The organism is Mesorhizobium sp. CO1-1-8, assembly GCF_020164875.1.
In the GTDB taxonomy this organism is placed as follows: Bacteria; Pseudomonadota; Alphaproteobacteria; order Rhizobiales; family Rhizobiaceae; genus Mesorhizobium.
This window is the reverse complement of record NZ_JAIUGZ010000018.1, coordinates 1-17,654: the sequence shown is the minus strand read 5'-3', so window position 1 is coordinate 17,654 and position 17,654 is coordinate 1. Positions and strand designations below refer to the sequence as shown.

Annotated in this window: 21 protein-coding genes; 12 read left to right on the top strand and 9 right to left on the bottom strand. The window is 63.9% G+C overall.

Translation table 11 applies throughout. From position 1 onward, the window contains the following. Window positions 1-22 precede the first annotated feature (22 nt). Entirely contained in the window at window positions 23-331 is a 309-nt protein-coding gene (locus LB558_RS27490) for an NIPSNAP family protein (protein WP_224700415.1), read from the top strand. Between the two features lie 98 nt (window positions 332-429). Here LB558_RS27490 and LB558_RS27485 read toward each other — a convergent pair whose 3' ends face one another. From LB558_RS27485 to hemC, 6 genes are all read right to left on the bottom strand, one after another. Beyond that, window positions 430-1,146, bottom strand: a complete 717-nt coding sequence (locus LB558_RS27485) for a glutamine amidotransferase (protein ID WP_127260056.1) — start codon at window positions 1,144-1,146, stop codon at window positions 430-432. A gap of 15 nt (window positions 1,147-1,161) precedes the next feature. Then, window positions 1,162-1,641, bottom strand: a complete 480-nt coding sequence (locus tag LB558_RS27480) for a TerB family tellurite resistance protein (RefSeq protein WP_224700414.1) — start codon at window positions 1,639-1,641, stop codon at window positions 1,162-1,164. A 36-nt stretch (window positions 1,642-1,677) separates the two neighbouring features. Further along, window positions 1,678-3,279 (bottom strand): heme biosynthesis protein HemY, encoded by a 1,602-nt coding sequence (locus tag LB558_RS27475; protein ID WP_224700413.1) that lies wholly within the window; start codon window positions 3,277-3,279, stop codon window positions 1,678-1,680. A 10-nt stretch (window positions 3,280-3,289) separates the two neighbouring features. Further along, window positions 3,290-4,786, bottom strand: coding sequence for a COG4223 family protein (locus tag LB558_RS27470; protein WP_224700412.1), 1,497 nt, complete (start codon window positions 4,784-4,786; stop codon window positions 3,290-3,292). Between the two features lie 110 nt (window positions 4,787-4,896). Beyond that, a complete protein-coding gene (locus LB558_RS27465; protein ID WP_224700411.1) occupies window positions 4,897-5,613 on the bottom strand; it encodes a uroporphyrinogen-III synthase in 717 nt (238 codons plus the stop codon). Between the two features lies 1 nt (window position 5,614). Further along, the gene (gene hemC, locus LB558_RS27460; protein ID WP_224700410.1) at window positions 5,615-6,541 is read right to left on the bottom strand and encodes a hydroxymethylbilane synthase; all 927 of its coding nucleotides are present in this window, start codon (window positions 6,539-6,541) and stop codon (window positions 5,615-5,617) included. A 100-nt stretch (window positions 6,542-6,641) separates the two neighbouring features. Here hemC and tsaD point away from each other — a divergent pair, with 100 nt between their 5' ends. The 6 genes from tsaD to LB558_RS27430 all read left to right on the top strand — a co-directional run bounded on the left by tsaD (window position 6,642) and on the right by LB558_RS27430 (window position 10,788). After that, window positions 6,642-7,727: a tRNA (adenosine(37)-N6)-threonylcarbamoyltransferase complex transferase subunit TsaD gene (gene tsaD / locus LB558_RS27455; RefSeq protein WP_224700498.1), complete on the top strand. Its 1,086-nt coding sequence runs from the start codon at window positions 6,642-6,644 to the stop codon at window positions 7,725-7,727. Next, window positions 7,724-8,746, top strand: a complete 1,023-nt coding sequence (locus LB558_RS27450) for an NAD(P)H-dependent glycerol-3-phosphate dehydrogenase (protein WP_224700409.1) — start codon at window positions 7,724-7,726, stop codon at window positions 8,744-8,746. Before tsaD ends, LB558_RS27450 begins: the two co-directional genes overlap by 4 nt. A 39-nt stretch (window positions 8,747-8,785) precedes the next feature. Beyond that, window positions 8,786-9,082, top strand: coding sequence for a YciI-like protein (locus LB558_RS27445; RefSeq protein ID WP_224700408.1), 297 nt, complete (start codon window positions 8,786-8,788; stop codon window positions 9,080-9,082). A 37-nt stretch (window positions 9,083-9,119) separates the two neighbouring features. Further along, a complete protein-coding gene (locus LB558_RS27440) occupies window positions 9,120-9,545 on the top strand; it encodes an EVE domain-containing protein (RefSeq protein ID WP_127260065.1) in 426 nt (141 codons plus the stop codon). Continuing rightward, window positions 9,500-10,198, top strand: coding sequence for a class I SAM-dependent methyltransferase (locus tag LB558_RS27435; protein ID WP_224700407.1), 699 nt, complete (start codon window positions 9,500-9,502; stop codon window positions 10,196-10,198). Before LB558_RS27440 ends, LB558_RS27435 begins: the two co-directional genes overlap by 46 nt. 173 nt (window positions 10,199-10,371) lie before the next feature. Beyond that, window positions 10,372-10,788, top strand: coding sequence for a DUF1761 domain-containing protein (locus tag LB558_RS27430; protein WP_224700406.1), 417 nt, complete (start codon window positions 10,372-10,374; stop codon window positions 10,786-10,788). A gap of 90 nt (window positions 10,789-10,878) precedes the next feature. On the opposite strand, the gene gcvA is transcribed toward LB558_RS27430, so the two are convergent. Beyond that, window positions 10,879-11,814 (bottom strand): transcriptional regulator GcvA, encoded by a 936-nt coding sequence (gene gcvA, locus LB558_RS27425; RefSeq protein ID WP_127260067.1) that lies wholly within the window; start codon window positions 11,812-11,814, stop codon window positions 10,879-10,881. Between the two features lie 130 nt (window positions 11,815-11,944). On the opposite strand from gcvA, the gene LB558_RS27420 reads away from it, so the two are divergent. Next, window positions 11,945-12,211 (top strand): hypothetical protein, encoded by a 267-nt coding sequence (locus LB558_RS27420; RefSeq protein WP_224700405.1) that lies wholly within the window; start codon window positions 11,945-11,947, stop codon window positions 12,209-12,211. A gap of 34 nt (window positions 12,212-12,245) precedes the next feature. Here the strand turns inward: LB558_RS27420 and LB558_RS27415 are convergent, their stop codons facing one another. After that, a complete protein-coding gene (locus tag LB558_RS27415; protein WP_206517360.1) occupies window positions 12,246-12,782 on the bottom strand; it encodes a L,D-transpeptidase family protein in 537 nt (178 codons plus the stop codon). 144 nt (window positions 12,783-12,926) lie between these two features. Between LB558_RS27415 and LB558_RS27410 the strand changes: the two genes are divergently transcribed. The 4 genes from LB558_RS27410 to LB558_RS27395 all read left to right on the top strand — a co-directional run bounded on the left by LB558_RS27410 (window position 12,927) and on the right by LB558_RS27395 (window position 16,428). Further along, window positions 12,927-13,610: a response regulator transcription factor gene (locus LB558_RS27410; protein ID WP_224700404.1), complete on the top strand. Its 684-nt coding sequence runs from the start codon at window positions 12,927-12,929 to the stop codon at window positions 13,608-13,610. Window positions 13,611-13,730: 120 nt separating this feature from the next. Then, on the top strand, window positions 13,731-14,186 hold the full coding sequence (locus LB558_RS27405) for a Crp/Fnr family transcriptional regulator (protein WP_013528897.1): 456 nt from the start codon (window positions 13,731-13,733) through the stop codon (window positions 14,184-14,186). 251 nt (window positions 14,187-14,437) lie between these two features. Then, the gene (locus LB558_RS27400; protein ID WP_224700403.1) at window positions 14,438-15,520 is read left to right on the top strand and encodes a glycosyltransferase family 9 protein; all 1,083 of its coding nucleotides are present in this window, start codon (window positions 14,438-14,440) and stop codon (window positions 15,518-15,520) included. A gap of 233 nt (window positions 15,521-15,753) precedes the next feature. Next, window positions 15,754-16,428 (top strand): hypothetical protein, encoded by a 675-nt coding sequence (locus tag LB558_RS27395; protein ID WP_224700402.1) that lies wholly within the window; start codon window positions 15,754-15,756, stop codon window positions 16,426-16,428. Between the two features lie 73 nt (window positions 16,429-16,501). Here LB558_RS27395 and LB558_RS27390 read toward each other — a convergent pair whose 3' ends face one another. Beyond that, complete coding sequence (locus tag LB558_RS27390) at window positions 16,502-17,308, bottom strand: exodeoxyribonuclease III (protein ID WP_224700401.1); 807 nt, start codon at window positions 17,306-17,308, stop codon at window positions 16,502-16,504. Window positions 17,309-17,654: the final 346 nt, after the last annotated feature.

Sequence of the window (17,654 nt, the reverse complement as noted above, 5' to 3'; positions counted from 1 at the left end):
TGCCTCGCCCACAGGAGCTCTCATGATCACTTGCTACTTGAAATATATCATTGACCCCTACAAGCTTGCCGAGTTCGAAGACTATGGCCGCCGCTGGATAGCTCTGGTCAACCGCCTCGGCGGAAACCATCACGGCTATTTCCTTCCGAGCGAGGGGGCGAGCAATATCGCCTATGCCATGTTCAGCTTTCCGAGCCTTGCCGACTACGAGGATTATCGCAAACGGATGGCTGCCGACCCGGAATGCCAGGAAGTGTTTGAAATGGAAAAACGCAATCGCAGCATTCTCAGCTATGAGCGCAGCTTCCTGCGGCCGGTGCTCGAACCTTAATGCATGTCGCCCAAAAGTCGCCCGGTTTTGGGAGACCGACATGCATAAAAACAAAGACTTAAAGCGCGTCGCCTGAATCCGTTCAAACGCGACGCGCTTTAGCTATTGCTCGGCTTGCCGAAAATCATCCGCAGGAACTCGTCCAGCCAGCGCTTGAGATGCATGTCCCAGATCAGCCGGCCGCCGAGATGATCGCGGCCGGGCTGGGCGCCGGGCAATTCGAAGCGATGCGCGCCGCGCACCACCCAGCGCTGCATCATCACCCTGGTCAGTTCGCCATGGAACTGGATGCCCCAGGCATTGTCGCCGTAGCGGAAGGCCTGGTTGGGATAGGTTTCGGCCGTCGCCAGCAGCGTCGCGTCCCTGGGCAGCGAAAAACCCTCGCGGTGGAACTGATAGACCATCTCCGGCCAGTGCATCAGTTGCTTGCCGGCTTCGGTCGCTTTCAGGGGATACCAGCCAACCTCGACCAGCCCTTCACCGTGACCTTCGACCTTGCCGCCCAGATAGTTGACCAGCATCTGCGCGCCGAGACAGATGCCGAGACATGGCCGGTTCTCCCTCAGCGGTATTTCCAGCCAGTTGGTCTCGCGGCGCACGAACTCGTCCTCGTCATTGGCGCTCATCGGGCCCCCGAACACCACCGTGCCGGCGTGGTCGTCCAGCGTTTCAGGCAAGGCGTCGCCAAGCGGCGGCCGACGGATATCGAGATCGAAACCTTCTTCCAGCAACATGTGTCCGACACGTCCCGGGCTCGAACTCTCCTGATGCAGCACGATCAGGATCTTTGGCTTCGAACTGGTTTGGCGTGGCATGGGAAGGCGAAGATCCTATTCGTCGCTCGATGTTCCGGTGGCGCCGGGCGCGTGCGCCGCTGCCTTGCGGCGCGCCTCGACGCGATCATGGCGTTCGACGCCGATCAGCTCGGCGACGCGCCAGACGGTGTTGTCCTCCAGCTCGTGCAACTCGCCGTCGGCATAGACGATTTCCCACATCAGGCCGATGAAGGCCTTACGCGCATCGGCATCGAGATGGCGCTTCAGGACGCTGGTGAAGGCATAGAGGTCGATCGCCTCATTGTCGGCCCGCTCGCCGGCGGCGGCTAGCGCTTCGAGTTCGGCGCCGCTGATCGAATAGCTCTCCGCCAGCACCGCCTTGAACCGCTCCCACTCGACATCCTGGCGCACGCCATCGGCGTTCATCACATGGTAGAGAAGCGCCGAGGCAGCGATGCGCGGATCGTCGGTGCTAGTATGCGTGCTTGCACCGGTCGGCAAATCCCTGAGAAACGACAGAACGCGTTCAAACATTGATCCATACCCCAACGGCCTTCCGGCCTGCCCAACTCAAAACAGCCGAAACCGGCGCGGCGATTTCTCCGCTTCCTCGTCCGGATCGACGCCGGGATCGTCCGGCAGCCGCGCAAGCTCCTCGGCCGGCTCGACGCCCTCGGCATCGCTCGGCACCGCGGCAAAGGCCGCTGCCGTGATTGGCCTGACATGATCTTCTTCGCGACTTTCAGCTTGCTTGCCCGCCGACGTCTCGCCAACGGCATCATCGATCACCTCGACCGGCTTTTCGCTGGCCGGCTTTGCCAGCACTTCGATGGCGGGCACCGCACCCGTCGGCGCGTCATCATGGCTGTCGATCAACTGGCCAAGACGCTCCATCGGCGCGCGCCACTCGAAGGCGTCGAGCCGGCCGGTGATCGGCGATACCGGCGCCCAGCGTTCCGATACCACGCCGTCTGCGACCCATGCCGGATCGCGCGGCGCCCGCACCGCCCTGGACAGCAGCTGCCGCACCTTGCCCTGATCGCCGGTCTCGGCCTCCTCGATGTCGGCGAGCAGCAGGTAGGCGCCCTCGCGGCGGTCCATCCGGATCGCGGCCTCGGCCTCGCGGCGGGCGGTCGAGAAATCCTGCGCGTCGAGCGCGGCGCGTGCCACCGTCATCGACGACTCGGCGTGGTTCTTCTTCATTTCCTGCAGCTTCTTCGCCCGGTTGAGGCGGTCGAGCACGGCGTCGCCCGGCCTTGCATGGGTATAGAGCTCGGCAACCTCCGGGTGCGGCTCCGCCTTCCACGCCGCCTCGAGTATCTTCGAGCCCTTGCGCACATCGTTCTGCTTGAACAATGCGGCCGCGGCGGCAACGGCGGCGGGTGCGAAATCGGGCCTAAGCTTGTTGGCCTCGATCGCCGCCGTCCTGGCGGCAGCGGGATCGCTGTCGGCAAGCGCCTGCGCCTTGGCGGTCAACAGCACGGCGCGGCGGCGGTTGGCGGCATCGCGTTCGATCTGCCGTGTCGACTTCTGCGCGTCGACCAGTTTCAGGGCGCCGTCCCAGTCGCCGCGCGCGGTCAGCTCTTCCAGCGTCGATTCCGCCGCCCAGGCCAGCTGCGGCGCCATCACCGCGGCGCGGCCGGCATAATGCCGGGCGGCGTTGCGGTCGCCGAGCCGTTCGGCTTCCAGATAAAGCCCGCGCAAACCCAGCAGCCGCATTTCGGGATCGTCGAGCATACTTTCGAATTTCTGCCGCGCGCCTTCATGATCGCCTTCGAGCAGCGACGCCTGCGCTTCGAGCAGATGGATCAGCGGCTCCTGGTCGGAACGGATCAGCTTGGCGGCTTCCTTGGTCTTCTTGCGGGCCAGTGCGCCATCACCGGCGCCGGCGGCAATCATGCCGGTCGACAGCGCCTGATAGCCACGATCGCGGCGGCGGACACGGAAATAGCGCGAGATGGTGTAGGGACTGTTCCACAGCGACTTGAGCAGCCACCACAGGATCATCACCGCGGCGACCACGGCAACGACAGCCACTGCCGCCACCATCAGGCTGACCTGGTATTGATAGCCGTTGAACGTGACGACCATGTCGCCCGGCCGGTCGGCCAGCCAGGCAAAGCCCAGCCCGAGCGCGAAAACGACGATGAGGAAGGCGAGCAGGCGGATCATTGTGTTGCCCTCATGCCTTCATCGCGCCCGAGATCAGCGCATCGACCTGGGTTTCGACCTCGATGCGCGCCTTCAGCTTGCCGGCAAAGTCGGCGCCGGCAGCCTTGGCGGCCTCGGGCAGCGTTTCATACTCGCTGAGTGCCTTGGCGTAGTCGCCCTGGTTGACCGCCGCCTCCATGCGCGCGACGGTTTCCGGTGCGCCGGCGCCTTCGACGGCGCCGATCGGCCTGACCTTGACCAGCGATTCGGCGCTCGACAGAAGGCTCTGAACGAAGCCGGCATTCTCATCGACAGGCGTCGCAGCAGTGACCATGGCATTGGCCGCGGCATCAGCCTGCGATGCGATCTCGGCGCGGGTTGGAACGCCCTTTTCAGCATAGGTGCGCAGTGCCGCAAGCTGCGGCGCATCAGGCGAAATCGCGGCGAGGGTTTCGAGTTCGGCCGAAAACGACCCGCCACGCTCCAGCGCCGCCTTCAAGGCGGACGCCGCGATGGCAAGCGCGATCTTCGGCTGCCCCGCCGCCGCCTCGACCTTGCCGGACAGCTGCGACACAGACTGCTCCAGCGCTGTCAGCCGGCCATCCTGCGCCGTCGCCGCCTCGCCGGCCGACTTCACCAGCGCGTCGAGGCCTGCCAGCTTTTCGTTGACCGGACCGAGATCGACCGGCGCCGAGCTGCCGGCCTTGCCGAGGGCGGCGACCGCTGTCTCGATCTGCGCGACCTTGTCGCCCAGCGCGGTGACGCCGGCCGCGTCGCCTGCTCCACCTTTCTCGACAGCCGATTTCAGCGCCGCCACATCGGCCTTGACCTGCTCCAGGCCCGAGGCCAGTCCGACCGTCTTCGCCGCTGCATCGCCGTTGCCGCCGGCGTCCTTCAAGCCGGCGATTTCGGTCTTCAGCGAGGCGATGTCGCCATTGACGCCATCGAGCGAGACGCTGGCACCGGAACCGGGCGCGCCGAGCAGGCCGGCAAATTGCAGCCCGCCGGCACCGACCAGCGCGATGACGCCGCCGATGATGCCGGCGGCGATGCCGTTGAGGCCGCCGCGCTTTTCAGGGGCTTGCGCCATTTTCTCGCCCCGTGTCTCGGTTTTGGCCTTGCTGCTGTCGGTCTGTGTGCGCTTCGCCGATGCGTCGTCGAAACTGTAGTCGTAGGCTTTGGTTTTGCCGGCCGGCGCATCGGACGATCCGGGCTCGTCGGACGCTCCGGGATAGGAGAGCTCAGCCTCGCTGCCGGTCTTTGTTGCTGCTGCCGGCGGCTGATCCGGTTCGGCCCGGGCGTCGGCATGCTCCCAGGGCTCGAGATCGGTCTGGTCGGCATGAACCGGCTCTTCGGGAACCTCGGGCTGCGAAGCGTTCGCTGCTTCCTCGGCCTTCGCCTCGTCTGTCTGAGCCCCCTGCCTGGCGGCGTCCTCGTCGGCGATGCGTGAGACGGCGCCCGGCTCGAGATCGATGGTCACCGGCTCACGGCGGCTTTTCGAGTGTCGCATCTTCGGCGTCTTGACCATGCCTGGGCTCCGCACAATTCGCTTCGTCTCAACGCCTGGCGGCGCATGATGGTTCAGAAAGGGTCTAGCACATCACCAAGCGGTGAAAAGGGGCGGTGTGATGACGCGGCTCAGCGCGGCACCTGCAAAAGCGCCAGCAGTGCGTCCTCGTCAGGCTGCGCGGCGATGCGGATCCTTTCGCTGGCGACATCGTCGAAGGCTGCGGCGATGCGAGTGGAAAGCGCAAAAACCCATGTTTTTTCGAAGAGACCGCGCAGAGCGGGCCGTCTTGCCAAGGTCTGCATCGCCACCGCCGCCTTGGCTGAATAAAGCAATACCGCGTCGGCAGGTTGCCCGGACAGGCGTTTGAGGATGACTTCGTCCGAATAGCCCACTGTCAGCGTGTCATAGGTCTCTACGGCGTGGACCCGAACGCCCGCAGACCCGAGCCTCTGTTCGAACGCCGGAAAACGCACGCGCCCGCAGAGGTAGACAATCGTCTTTCCAGAAAGATGGGCGGCCAGACTGTCGGCCAGCGCCTCCGCATCGCCCGGGCCTTCGCTGACCGACAAAAACCCCGCTTCACGCGCCGCTTGCGCCGTCCTTTTGCCGACCGCATGACAAGGTAAGGCGGCAAGCGTCGCGATGATTTCTTCCGGCGCATGGCGCATGGCATTGACGCTTGTGACGGCCACCGCGACGGCATCGTCCGGGATCAGTCCGGCGGCGGCGGGCAACGCCTTTGTTTCGGTCAGGGGCAAGAGAATCGGCTGAAACCCCGTCTCCTCAAGCCGATGCGCAGTGCGCGAAGCACCCGGTTCCGGCCTCGTCACCAGGACGCGAAGCATTTCAGAGCCAGCCGTCGAAGAACTTTTCGCCGGCCCTGGCCCGCACTGTCCTGGCTGCTTCGGTGCCGATACGGGCGGCGTCTTGTGCCGGTCCCTGCAACTCGACCGTGTGCGACTGCGTCCCGTCGGGCGAGATGATCAGCCCGGCGAAAGACAGTTTTCCAGCCTCGATCGCCGCATAGCCGGCAATCGGCGTGCGGCAGGAGCCATCGAGCGCCGCCAGGAAGGCACGCTCGCAGGCCAGCGCCTGGCCGGTCGGCACATCATGGACGGCTGCCAGCATCTTTTCGACATCGCGGTCGCCGATACGGGTTTCGATGCCGATCGCGCCTTGCCCCGGCGCCGGCGGGAAGACATCGAGCGGTATCAGGTCGGTGACGACGTGCTCGAGCCCAAGCCGCTTCAGCCCGGCATAGGCCAGGATCGTGCCGGCGGCGACGCCTTCTTCAAGCTTGCGCAGCCGCGTCTGCACATTGCCGCGGAACATCACCACGTCGAGATCCGGCCGCATCCGGCGGATCAGCGCTTGCCGCCGCAGCGACGACGAGCCGACTTTCGCCCCGCGCGGCAGTTCGGCGATCGTCTTCGCCGCCTTGCCGACAAAGGCGTCGCGTGCATCCTCGCGCGGCAGGAAGGCCGAGAGTTCGAGACCGTCGGGCAGTTGCGTCGGCATGTCCTTCGACGAATGCACGGCGATGTCGATCCGGCCGGCCAGCAGAGCCTCCTCGATCTCCTTGGTGAACAGGCCTTTGCCGCCGGCTTCCGACAGCGGCCGGTCCTGGATGCGGTCGCCGCTGGTCGAGATGACGACGACCTCGAACGCCTCCGCCGGCATGCCATGCGCGGCCATCAGCCGCGCCTGTGTTTCATGCGCCTGCGCCAACGCCAACGGGCTGCCGCGTGTTCCGATTCTCAAGATTGTTTGCATGGCGCGCAGTCCGTGATAACCCCCCGGCAAGCGAGGCTTTCCGGGGTTCTCCTAACGGGGAAAGCCCCATGATACAATCTTTAGGGACAGCGACGAATTGATCCGCGTGCTGGGCATAGAGACGAGTTGCGACGAGACCGCCGCCAGCGTGGTGGCCATCGACGGCGACGCCGCGCCGAAAATCCTGTCCAACATCGTGCTCAGCCAGATCGAGGAGCATGCCGCATTCGGCGGTGTCGTGCCGGAAATCGCCGCGCGCGCCCATGTCGAAGCGCTGGACGGCATCATCGAGGCGGCGCTTGCCGATTCGGGCACAGCGCTCGCCGATATCGACGCGATTGCCGCCACCGCCGGCCCCGGCCTGGTCGGCGGGCTGATCGTCGGGCTGATGACCGCCAAGGCGATTGCCGCTGCGGCGAACAAGCCGCTGATCGCCATCAACCACCTCGAAGGCCATGCGCTGACCGCAAGGCTGACCGACGGGCTCGATTTTCCCTATCTCCTGCTGCTGGTCTCCGGCGGCCATACGCAAATCGTCGCCGTGCGGGGCGTCGGCGACTACCAGCGCTGGGCAACGACGATCGACGACGCGCTCGGCGAAGCCTTCGACAAGACGGCCAAGATGCTTAGCCTGCCCTATCCCGGCGGACCGAATGTCGAAAAGGCGGCACGGGCCGGCAATGCCTCGCGCTTTGCCTTTCCACGTCCGATGAAGGGCTCGGCACAGCCCGACTTCTCCTTCTCCGGCCTCAAGACCGCCGTACGCCAGGCGGCGAGCGCCATTGCGCCGCTGAGCGGCCAGGACGTCGCCGACATCTGCGCTTCGTTCCAGGCAGCGGTCGCCGATGCTTTGGCCGATCGCGTTTCTCGCGCGGTGACGCGCTTTCGCGAGACATTTCCCGGCACGAAAAACCCGGCCCTCGTCGTCGCCGGTGGTGTCGCCGCCAACCGCACGATCAAGACCATGCTGGAGCGGCTCTGTGCCGAGACCGGCTTCGCCTTCATTGCGCCGCCGCTAGAGCTTTGCACCGACAATGCGGCGATGATCGCCTGGGCAGGCATCGAGCGGCTGCGCGAAGGCATGGCGCAGGAGAACGGCTTCGATTTCGTGCCGCGCTCGCGCTGGCCGCTGGACAGCATCTCGGCGCCGATGGTCGGCTCCGGCCGGCGCGGAGCCAAGGCATGAACGAGCGCGCAATGAGCGGCAACGACACCGCGCCAAGCGGCTGGCGCGTTGCCGTGCTCGGCGGCGGGGCCTGGGGCACTGCCTTGGCCTTGGCAATGCTGCGCGCCGGGCATTTCGTCCGCCTTTACGCGCGCGACCCGGAGACCGTCGCCGCGATCGACCGCGGCGAAAACCAACGCTATCTGCCGGGCATTACGCTTGAGGCCGGCATCGTGGCGACGAGCAACATCCAAGCCGCGCTCGACGGTGCCGATTGCGTGCTGGCGGTGACGCCGGCGCAGTCGCTGCGGGCTACGCTGGCGGCAGCGAAGGATCATATGCCGGCCGGTATCCCGCTGGTTCTGTGTGCTAAGGGCATCGAAAGCGAGACCGGCGCCTTGCTGTCGGCGATTGTCGAAGAAATCCTGCCGCGAAATCCGGTGGCCGCTTTGTCGGGTCCGAGCTTCGCCGCCGACGTCGCCCGCGGCCTGCCGACGGCCGTTGTGGTCGCCGCCCGCGACGAGGCATTGGCCGCCGATCTCGCCGCCCGCTTTTCCGCCGAAAATTTGCGCTGCTATTCGAACGACGACCTGATCGGCGTCGAGATCGGCGGCGCCTTGAAGAACGTTTTCGCCATTGCCGCAGGTGCTGTCGCTGGCGCGGGTCTCGGCGCCAGCGCCCAGGCCGCCATGGTGACGCGCGGCTTTGTCGAACTGCGCCGCATCGGCGCCGCCTTCGGCGCCAGGCCCGAAACGCTGATGGGGCTTTCCGGTCTTGGCGACCTGCTGCTGACCTGCTCGTCCACCCAGTCGCGCAATTTCGCCTATGGCCTGGCGCTCGGGCGAGGCAAGCCGCTTGCCGGATTGCCGCTGGCCGAAGGTGTGCCGACGGCGGCGATCGCTGCCCGCATCGCCACCGAGCGCAACATCGACGCGCCGATCATTGCCGCCGTCGCCGCCATACTGGACGGTGCCATCACCGTCCGGCAGGCTGTGACCGCCTTGATGACCCGGCCGCTGAAGACCGAAACCAACGATTGATCCCCCAACCTTGAACCCGAGAGACCAGGAGAAAGAACCATGCTGTTTGCTGTGATTTGCAAGGACAAGCCCGGAAGTCTGCAGGTGCGCCTCGACACGCGGCCCGAGCATATTGCCTTTCTCGAGGGCTTGAACGGCGACAAGAAGCTGGCATTCGCCGGCCCGTTCCTCGACACCGAAGGCAAGCCCAATGGCAGCCTCGTGGTCGTCGAAGCGCCCGACCTGGCAGGGGCGCAGGCTCTGTCGGCCGCCGACCCCTACGACAAGGCAGGGCTGTTCGAAAGCGTCGAAATCCGCCCGTGGAACTGGACGTTCAACAAGCCGGCGGCTAGTTAATCCCGGTCGCCCGCGCGACTTCAAGGAGGAGAAAGACATGAACTACTGGCTGTTCAAATCGGAGCCATTCAAGTTCTCCTTCGAGATGCTGAAGGCCAAGGGCAAGGCCGGCACGCAATGGGACGGCGTGCGCAACTACGCCGCGCGCAACAACATGAAGGCGATGCAGGTCGGCGATCTCGGCTTCTTCTACCATTCCAACGAGGGGTTGAACGTCGTCGGCATCGCTGAAGTCTGCGCGCTTGCCCATCCCGACACCACCTCGGACGATCCGCGCTGGGAATGCGTCGACATCCGCGCCGTAAGGGACGTGCCGAACCCGCCGACGCTGGAACAGGTGAAGGCCAATCCGAAGCTTGCCGACATGGCGCTGGTGCGGCTCGGACGGCTTTCCGTGCAGCCGGTGACGCCGGCCGAATGGAAGGAAGTCTGCCGCATGGGCGGCTTGACGCCGGCTCCGTGACGGCGCTCACGCCCAACAGCGCCAAACAATTCATTCTCGACAACACGGCGCTGATGGCGCCGCCGCACGTGCCGGAAATCCTGCTTCATCTTGCCGACGAAGCGCATGATCTGTGGCAGCGGACCGAGGATGAACTGGTCGAGATCGGCCTGCCGCCGCCCTTCTGGGCTTTCGCCTGGGCCGGCGGCCAGGGCCTTGCCCGCTATGTCCTGGACAATCCCGGCACGGTGCGGGGCAAGCGCGTGCTCGACTTCGCCTCCGGCTCCGGCCTTGTCGCCATCGCCGCCGCCAAGGCAGGTGCCGCCAAGGTGATCGCAACCGACATCGATCCGTTTTGCGCCACCGCGATCCGGCTCAACGGCGAGGCCAACGGTGTCGGGACCGAATTCCTCGGCACGGATTGCATAGGCACCGATGCAGGTTGGGACGTGGTCCTGGCCGGTGATGTTTTCTACGACAAATCTTTCGCCGACCGGCTGATGCCATGGTTCGCAACGCTGAAGGCGCGCGGCGCCGAAATCCTCGTCGGCGATCCCGGCAGGTCATATATGCCGAAGGCAGGGCTGGAGCCGCTTGCCGTCTATGAAGTGGCTGTCACGCGGGCGCTGGAGGATGCGCTGGTCAAGCGCACGACCGTCTGGCGGTTCGCTTGACGCGATCGCCGAACAGGCGTTCCATCACATCCGGACTAAAGCAAGTCCAGGAAAAGTGTGACACGGTTTTCCCGGGAAAAGCGCATAGCGCTTTCCCTTGGGAATTGCGTCGAACAAGAGAGAGGGCGGTTCTGCGTTTCCGTGAAGCGATGAACCGCACTGAGGGGGAGTTCATGGATTTTTCAGCAGTGAACTGGCTGGCGGTGATTGCCGCCGCAATCGTCGCATGGCTGTTCGGCGCCGCCTGGTACATGGGCCTGAGCAAGCCTTGGCTGAAGGCCGCCAAGCTCGATCCGGCGACGATAAAGAAGTCACCGCTGCCCTTTGTCATCAGCTTCATCGCCGAACTGGTCATGGCCACCATAGTGGCCCTGGTCGTCGGCGCGATGACCGGCGGCGAGCCGACATTGCTCGCCGGACTTGTCTTCGGCTTCGTGCTCTGGCTGGGTTTCGTCGCCACGACGCTCTCGGTCAACCATCGCTACGAGAATTTCGGCTGGGACCTGACCCTCATCGACGGCGGCCACTGGCTCGGCGTGCTGCTGATCATCGGCGCCGTGATCGGCTGGTTCGGCGCAGCGGCAAGCTGATCAAGAAGGCAGTAGGGGAATAGGGGGCACCGACGCCTATCCCTACTGCCCTACTGCCCTACTGCCCTACTGCCCTACTGCCCTACTGCCCTACTGCCCTTTCTCCGTGGTCCGCGTCTTGGCGACTTCCTCGAGCATCCATTCGCGAAAGGCGACGATGCGCGGATCGTCGGCGGTATTTTCGGGATAGACCAGGAAATAGGCGAACTCGGGCGCCACCCGCAGGCCGAGTTCGAAAGGCTGCACCAGCCTGCCCTGGGAAAGGTCGTTCGCCACCATGGCGAAATCGGCGAGCGCGACGGCATTGCCGTCGAGCGCTGCCTGGACGGCATCCGTGGAGTTTCCGAACACGACGGTCCGGCTGTCGTCGAAATCATTGATGCCGGCCGCCGCCATCCACATCCGCCAGTTCGGCCACGTCACGCCTTGCCGCGACCATTCGATATGCGCAAGCGTGTGATTGAAGAGGTCGCGCGGCTCGCGCAGCGGTGGACCGGACGTCAAGAGGCTTGGGCTGCACACCGGAATGAGGATATTGTCGAACAGCCGGTGGGTGCGAAGGCCCGGATATTTGCCGGCGCCAAAACGGATGCCGACATCGATGTCATCGAGTTCGAAATCCCGCACTTCATAGGCAATGTCGAATCGCAATTCGATATCGGGGTGATGCTTGCGAAAATCGTCGACGCGCCGCATCAGCCATTTTGATGCGAACTGCGCGTCGAGCGTTACCTTCAAGAGAGCGGTGCCGCGCGTCAGCTTTTGCGCCCGCGAAACGGCCCGGCCAAGCAGGTCGAGCGCGTCCGCCGAGGCGTCGAACAGCACCGTCCCCGCCTCGGTGAGTCGGATGGTGCGGCTGGTGCGCGTGAACAGCACCAGCCCGAGCTGATCCTCGATTTCCTTGATCTGATGGCTAACGGCGGCCGGTGTCAGGCCGAGCTCGTCGGCGGCACGGGTGAAATTGAGGTGCCGCGCCGCTGCTTCCAGTGTCCTCAAGGCCCGAGTCCCGGGCAGAAGGCGAGCCATCCTATCCTCAAATAAAACTTGATAATCCAGAGAAAACTACTCGTTTCTCGCAGAGATTTCAATCTGGCATGATCCAATCATCGAAACATCATCAAGCCGGATTTGCTATCCGGAGAGAACGGATCACACCATGTCCATCATCGTTTTGAATTCATCGATACCCCGTCCGAACTGGCTGGCCGAGACCCTCGACTGGTTGCGTCACGCCCGGGTCGCGATACGCCTCGCCGGCCGCGATATTGCCTACCAGAACGTCGAGGATCTCTCCGACCGCCAACTGCGCGATGTCGGCGGCGCTCGCCGTGACGTCGCTCGCGCAATGGACAGGGAGCTTGGCCGGCTGGGCCTGCTCGACATCGGCTGGCAGAGACCTGGCCGTAAGGGAATAGGGGAATAGGAAAAACTAAGGCTGCGCCGAGCCTACTCCCCTACTACCTTACCACCCTCACCACCGTCCGGTCCGACAGCAACGGCAGCAGCCGCGCCATGGTTTGTGCCGTCACAGCCACACAGCCTTGCGTCGGCGTGAAGCCGGGGCGCGCCAGATGGAAGAAGATGGCGCTGCCGCGCCCGCGTCGGCGCGGCGACAGGTTCCAGTCGAGCACAAGACAGGCGTCGTAGAGCCGGTCGTCGCGCCGCATGCGTTCGTGGCTGGCGCCATAGGGAATCCTGACCGGCCTGTTGTAGTTGCGGTCGTCGGGCACTTCGCACCAGCCGAGATCGGGCCCGATCGGCGTCATCGCCAGACGGGTCCTGCGGCCGCTGGAGAACTGATCCCCGCGGAAATATCCCGACAGGATCCGCATCGCGGCCAGCGGTGTGGCGCCATCGCCTTCGCGCTTGCCGGCGGAGATGCCGCCGCGCCCCAAAGCACAGGCAAACACCGTTTTCCCGGCCTGCAGCAGGCCCTGGCTTGGATGGCCGGGCCTGGCCCGCACGGTCAGCACACGCAGCCCTTTTCGCAAAATTGCGCCGGCTGCATTGCGATCGTGTTTTTTCTTGTATGATCGTGCCACGGAACAAATCACTGTGAACGGCTGTTGCGCCGGTCAGCTTCCGCATAAACAGGCAGCGGTCAACTGAATTTTCTTTGCAAAACAACGGATTGATCCATGACTTCACGCACCATACTGATCGTCGACGACGATGACGACCTGCGCGGCACGCTGGTCGAGCAATTATCCCTTTACGAGGAATTCGACGTGCAGCAGGAATCGACTGCGGCAAAAGGTGTCGCCGCAGCGCGCGGCGGCCTCATCGATCTGCTCATCATGGATGTCGGGCTGCCCGACATGGATGGCCGCGAAGCGGTGAAGATCCTGCGCAAGGGCGGTTACAAGGCGCCCATCATCATGCTGACCGGCCACGACACCGATTCGGATACGATTCTTGGTCTCGAGGCCGGCGCCAACGACTATGTGACGAAGCCGTTCCGCTTCGCCGTGCTGCTGGCGCGCATTCGGGCGCAGCTGCGCCAGCATGAGCAGAGCGAGGACGCCACCTTCTCGGTCGGGCCCTATACTTTCAAGCCCAGCCAGAAACTGCTGCTCGACCCGCGCGGCGGCAAGGTGCGGCTGACGGAGAAGGAGGCCTCGATCATCAAATATCTTTATCGCGCCGACCAGAAGGTGGTGACGCGCGACGTGCTGCTCGAGGAGGTGTGGGGCTACAATTCCGGCGTCACCACGCACACGCTGGAAACCCATGTCTACCGGCTGCGCCAGAAGATCGAGCGCGATCCTTCCAATGCGGAAATTCTTGTGACAGAAAGCGGCGGCTACAAGCTGGTTCCTTAAACATTTCATTATCCAATGAGCGGTCGGGCGGGGCCGCTTTCGGGTACGATCCAGTTGGAGGGTGGTTTGGATCGAACTCGCAGAGGAGGAGTCGGACTGTCGGTTCGGGGACATAGCTAGATGGCGCTGGATGATGACATCCGCGTCCTCTCCGCCGTGAGGCTCTTCGAGGGTTTCACGCAGGAACAACTGCGCCTGCTCGCCTTTGGCGCCGAGAACACCAGGCTGATTGCCAATCACAAGCTTTACCGCGAGGACGACGAGGCCGATTCCGCCTATATCGTTGTCAGCGGGCGCATCGTGCTCTACCGGGAGCAGAATGGTGAACGCATCCCGATTGGCACGGCAGACCCCGGCACGATCCTGAGCGAACTGGCATTGATCGCCGACACCAACCGGTTGACCAGCGCCTCGGCCGAGATCGATTCGGAAGTGATGCGGCTCAGCCGCAAGATGTTCCGCCGCATCCTGGAGGAATATCCCGAGATCGCGGTCAAGCTCCACCAGCGCATCTCGGAGGAATTTCAGGCGATGATCCGCCGCATCGAGGAACTGGCGCCGCGCTTCTCCGGCTGAGGCAGCCCGCCTACGAAGCTGTTGGCTTCGCGGCCGAAGGCAAAAGCGCGGCGGCGTTTTTCAACGACATTCGCCGCGATGAACTGATCGTGGCGCACTGCGGCCGGAGTGGGGAATCGCCAATGGGTCGTTCATCCGGATGCCCGGATCCAGGGGTTCCGTTGACAGGCAAGAGGTGAAATCCTAAAGCACCTCGAAGGCGGCCGGCGCAGCAGGCGCCATCACCACCAGGCTCCTGGGGGGAGCGAGCCATGCCATCAGGGCGGTACGAGACGATTATCTTGTATTCCCGCAATGACGCGTTCGGCGACGGACTGATCCGGGTTCCGGCTTTGCGCGCCGTCAGAACGGCATTCCCCGATAGTTTCATCGTCTACGGAACCACCCGGTCGTCGTCCCTTGAACACAGCCTCAACCGCCATGCCGGCCATTTGGTCGATGCGATCAATGTGCGGACGCCGCTCGCGCGCCTGATTGCCGGTCATCACAAGGGCAAGGGGCGATTGGCCGTTGTCGATTTCCGCATCTCGGCGCGTTGGCTGCTTCAAGCCTCGGCATCACTGCTCGGCCGCGGCATCGCCTATGAGGCAAACTTTCCGGCTTTCGCGCTTTCCTGGCGCCTGGGCCAAAGGCCTGAAGCACGACCCGAGCACAATGCCTGGCGCTACCACCGCCTCATCGAACGCCTTGCCGGCAAGCGGCTGCCTTTCGATCATCGGCTGGAGCCTGGCCCGGCCGCGCGAGCGGCGGCCAGGAGCCTTGCGGACCGCAAGCATGCTCCGTTGATCATTATCGCGGCGCATGGCAGCGCCAGCAAGCGCATGTCGGCGGATCAGGTTGCCGCGATCGCCGACAGCCTGATCGCCGACGGGGCGAACCTTCTCTATGTGAAAACCCCCGGCGATGGTCCCGATATGGCTGAGCTGGCTCAGCGCGTGCCGAAGCTGCGGCTTGTCGATTCCGCCGCGATCGAAGGTGTCGATATCGGTGATATTTTGCTGGCGCTCGGCGAGTTTGCCGATCTTTACATCGGTGCCGAAGGCGGTACCGCACATCTGATGGCAACCGTGATGACGCCGATGGTTATCGTCAATGGCGGCGCCAACATGGCCCGTTGGAGGCCGCTTTCGAACTGTGTGGACGTGATCGATGCCCGCCATGCCAGCCCGACCGGCCTGGTCGCCAATGTCCCGGCGTCGACAATCATCGAAGCGGTGCAACGGATGCTGGCGACGCGCCACCGCGACCATCCCCATCTGCCGGATCTGGCAGGCCTGTCAGCGCAGCAGTTTCGCGACAACGACATGCATGAAGACTTGAAGCGCGCCATTTGAATTTGAGTTCATCTGGTCGCGCTTCGAAGCGTGTTGGGATTCAGGTCGGCGATTTGCAGGCCGGCCTCACCTGAACATCGACGCCATGGTACAATGGGTTCGGTGGGGCCAAGCGCTGCAACCGTTCCGTGGTGACCACCGGCACAATGCAGGCGGAGTTCTCGGCGGCAGATCTGGCGGCTATCCTAATTTGGTTCCAATGGAGTTTCCCTCAGTCCTCAACGAGAATAGAAATGCCAGAGAACAACGCGCTGAACACAAAGCATGGCGGCGAGTGGAAAATAGCCTGGCGCCTGGTCATACTGGCGGCAACGGCGATTAACGTTGCGATGCTCTTAGCCGCGCTGTTCGTCGCGCAAATTCGTGGTCTGGACGCCTGGATCTTTTATCGAGATCCATCTGCAGCCGCCGGAGTCGGCTTCTATACGGGGTGGATTTCGTCCCTGGGTGCTTCGCTATGGATCGGCTCCGGCGCCGCGGCCCTGTTTGCTGGCCTGCTCACGCGCCGATGGGATTGCACGTTTCTCGGCGGCCTTACCCTGCTCTTGGGCCTCGATGACCTGTTGTTGATCCATGAGGACGTGCTGCCGATTGTAGGGATACCGGAGATCGTTCCGATGATTGCCTACGCCGCCGCCGGGTTGTTCTGGTTCTTTCGGCTGCGACGAAAGACATTCGACGGCACGATCGTCTTTTTGGCCGCAGGCTTCCTGCTCGCGATGTCAGCATCGATCGACCAGCTCGGAGAGCTGTTTCCTACCCCTGGTTCTGCGGCCGCCATCGCCGAGGACGTCGTCAAAGAGCTTGGCATCTTCCTTTGGGCGGCAGGTGCCGTGGGGTACGCGGCGATGGTGACACGATTGGGCCGTCCGTGGGTGGATCCAGCCGATCCCAATTCTGCCGACTGAACGCCGCACGCGCCGCATCTTCGACCAGACCAGAGCAATTCTAGGAAAAGTGTGAAGCGGTTTTCCGTCTAGTCTAGTCCAGATCGAACCGCGCGATGACAGGCACATGGTCCGACGGGCGCTCCCAGCCGCGCGCCAGACGCAGGATCTCGTAGCCGGAAAAGCTGGGCACCAAGTTTGGCGACGACCAGACGTGATCGAGGCGGCGGCCGCGATTGGACAGCTCCCAATCCTGCGCGCGATAGCTCCACCAGGTGTAGAGCTTCTGCTCATCCGGCACGTTGAGCCGCATCAGATCGACCCAGTTGCCGGCGCGACGCATCGCCTCGAAATTTTCCGTCTCGACCGGCGTATGGCTGACCACGTTGAGCAGTTGCTTGTGCGACCAGACGTCATGTTCGAGCGGGGCGATGTTGAGGTCGCCGACCAGCACCGAGCCGGATACCTCGTCATGTTCTGCTCGGATGGCATTCATCTCGGCAACGAAATCAAGCTTGTGCTTGAACTTCCTGTTGATGACGGGGTCCGGTTCGTCGCCGCCCGCCGGGACGTAGAAATTGTGCAGCAGGATCGCCTTGCCGCCGGCCCGCACCGTCACCGACAGGTGCCGGCTGTCCTCGATCTCGCAAAAGCGTCGCTTTTCGACCACCTCGATCGGCCGCCGCGCCACCGTCGCAACGCCGTGGTAGCCCTTCTGGCCATGGAAGGCGATGTGCTCGTAGCCAAGCTTGCGGAAAGCCTTTTCGGGAAACAGTTCGTCGGGAACCTTGGTTTCCTGCAGGCACAGCACGTCGGGCGCATGCTCGACGAGCAGGCGCTCGACGATCGGCATGCGCAGGCGAACGGAATTGATGTTCCAGGTGGCGATGGAGAAGGGCATTTGGCAATCCAGGACAGCGTACAATCGGCCAGAACCGATGGGTCCCGGCGGGGAGACGCCTTTTGACGGAGTCAGTCCGGGAAATTGCCAGCCGCGGGCGGCAAAGACAAGCCGGGCAACGCCCGACGAGGCGCGGCCCGGTGCTTTCCACAACTATTGAGCGTTTGAACGCCAGAGCAATTCCAGGAGAAGCGCGTAGCGCTTTTCCCTTGGGAATTGCGTCAAAACAAAGAGTTAGAGCGGGCCGCCGTTTCCGTGAAACGGTGAACTGCTTGTCTTATGACTTTTCATCGTTTCGGGGCCAAAGTGGGTTGCCGCCTGCGGGCCTTCACCACCCGCAGGCGGC

Excerpts from the sequence above, each read along its gene's own strand:
- LB558_RS27440 (WP_127260065.1), top strand. The coding sequence starts at position 9,120 with ATGAACTACTGGCTGTTCAAATCGGAGCCATTCAAGTTCTCCTTCGAG.
- gcvA (WP_127260067.1), bottom strand. The coding sequence starts at position 11,814 with ATGGCTCGCCTTCTGCCCGGGACTCGGGCCTTGAGGACACTGGAAGCA.
- LB558_RS27395 (WP_224700402.1), top strand. The coding sequence starts at position 15,754 with ATGCCAGAGAACAACGCGCTGAACACAAAGCATGGCGGCGAGTGGAAA.
- LB558_RS27490 (WP_224700415.1), top strand. The coding sequence starts at position 23 with ATGATCACTTGCTACTTGAAATATATCATTGACCCCTACAAGCTTGCC.
- LB558_RS27430 (WP_224700406.1), top strand. The coding sequence starts at position 10,372 with ATGGATTTTTCAGCAGTGAACTGGCTGGCGGTGATTGCCGCCGCAATC.
- LB558_RS27465 (WP_224700411.1), bottom strand. The coding sequence starts at position 5,613 with ATGCTTCGCGTCCTGGTGACGAGGCCGGAACCGGGTGCTTCGCGCACT.
- LB558_RS27400 (WP_224700403.1), top strand. The coding sequence starts at position 14,438 with ATGCCATCAGGGCGGTACGAGACGATTATCTTGTATTCCCGCAATGAC.
- LB558_RS27420 (WP_224700405.1), top strand. The coding sequence starts at position 11,945 with ATGTCCATCATCGTTTTGAATTCATCGATACCCCGTCCGAACTGGCTG.
- LB558_RS27410 (WP_224700404.1), top strand. The coding sequence starts at position 12,927 with ATGACTTCACGCACCATACTGATCGTCGACGACGATGACGACCTGCGC.
- LB558_RS27475 (WP_224700413.1), bottom strand. The coding sequence starts at position 3,279 with ATGATCCGCCTGCTCGCCTTCCTCATCGTCGTTTTCGCGCTCGGGCTG.
- LB558_RS27470 (WP_224700412.1), bottom strand. The coding sequence starts at position 4,786 with ATGGTCAAGACGCCGAAGATGCGACACTCGAAAAGCCGCCGTGAGCCG.
- LB558_RS27445 (WP_224700408.1), top strand. The coding sequence starts at position 8,786 with ATGCTGTTTGCTGTGATTTGCAAGGACAAGCCCGGAAGTCTGCAGGTG.
- LB558_RS27435 (WP_224700407.1), top strand. The coding sequence starts at position 9,500 with ATGGAAGGAAGTCTGCCGCATGGGCGGCTTGACGCCGGCTCCGTGACG.
- LB558_RS27450 (WP_224700409.1), top strand. The coding sequence starts at position 7,724 with ATGAACGAGCGCGCAATGAGCGGCAACGACACCGCGCCAAGCGGCTGG.
- LB558_RS27480 (WP_224700414.1), bottom strand. The coding sequence starts at position 1,641 with ATGTTTGAACGCGTTCTGTCGTTTCTCAGGGATTTGCCGACCGGTGCA.
- LB558_RS27390 (WP_224700401.1), bottom strand. The coding sequence starts at position 17,308 with ATGCCCTTCTCCATCGCCACCTGGAACATCAATTCCGTTCGCCTGCGC.
- LB558_RS27485 (WP_127260056.1), bottom strand. The coding sequence starts at position 1,146 with ATGCCACGCCAAACCAGTTCGAAGCCAAAGATCCTGATCGTGCTGCAT.
- LB558_RS27405 (WP_013528897.1), top strand. The coding sequence starts at position 13,731 with ATGGCGCTGGATGATGACATCCGCGTCCTCTCCGCCGTGAGGCTCTTC.
- hemC (WP_224700410.1), bottom strand. The coding sequence starts at position 6,541 with ATGCAAACAATCTTGAGAATCGGAACACGCGGCAGCCCGTTGGCGTTG.